Origin of the sequence: Alkalihalobacillus sp. TS-13 (assembly GCF_019720915.1) — a bacterium.
Taxonomy (GTDB): domain Bacteria; phylum Bacillota; class Bacilli; order Bacillales; family Fictibacillaceae; genus Pseudalkalibacillus.
The window spans coordinates 1-781 of record NZ_JAHKSI010000017.1 but is presented as its reverse complement, the minus strand read 5'-3'; the positions used below and the strand labels follow the sequence as shown (position 1 = coordinate 781).

Sequence of the window (781 nt, the reverse complement as noted above, 5' to 3'; positions counted from 1 at the left end):
GGTGGGACAGATGATTGGGGTGAAGTCGTAACAAGGTAGCCGTATCGGAAGGTGCGGCTGGATCACCTCCTTTCTAAGGAGTCCTTTATGGACATGGAACACGCTTTGGCTTTTGTTTAGTTTTGAAAGAGTTCTTTTTCATTATCCTGGACCATTTGTGTCCGGGTTTGGAAGAGCTTTTTTTATTTCTAGAGGTTTTGGGCCTATAGCTCAGCTGGTTAGAGCGCACGCCTGATAAGCGTGAGGTCGGTGGTTCGAGTCCACTTAGGCCCACCATTATAATAGAAGGAAATATTTGGGGCCTTAGCTCAGCTGGGAGAGCGCCTGCCTTGCACGCAGGAGGTCAGCGGTTCGATCCCGCTAGGCTCCACCATTAATCTGTTGACAATATGTCTGTAGGTTAATATCCTGAAAAATATCACGCCTTTCATAGAGTGATAGAGGCTGTTCCTTGAAAACTAGATAATGAAATTCTTGAAAACAAGACATCGAATTGTAATGCGTCAATTTTATTGACATCTATGACCGTTAGATTTCGAGAGGCGAGAAGTTCGAGGAAGTGACGTTCCGAGGAAACGGAGTTTAGTTCAGCTAAATGAGGACCGGAGGAACAAAACTGACAATGAAATTCGACGCTGATCGGAAGATGACATTGGTTAAGTTATGAAGGGCGCACGGTGGATGCCTTGGCACTAGGAGCCGAAGAAGGACGGGACGAACACCGATATGCCTCGGGGAGCTGTAAGTAAGCTTTGATCCGGGGATTTCCGAATGGGGGAAC

Annotated in this window: 2 tRNA genes and 2 rRNA genes; all 4 read left to right on the top strand. The window is 46.9% G+C overall.

Annotated elements, in window-relative coordinates:
- Window positions 1–73: ribosomal RNA gene (locus tag KOL94_RS24905) — 16S ribosomal RNA — on the top strand; the annotation flags it as partial.
- A gap of 126 nt (window positions 74–199) precedes the next feature.
- A tRNA-Ile gene (locus KOL94_RS24900) sits at window positions 200–276 on the top strand.
- Between the two features lie 21 nt (window positions 277–297).
- Window positions 298–373, top strand: a tRNA-Ala gene (locus tag KOL94_RS24895).
- A 281-nt stretch (window positions 374–654) separates the two neighbouring features.
- Window positions 655–781: ribosomal RNA gene (locus KOL94_RS24890) — 23S ribosomal RNA — on the top strand; the annotation flags it as partial.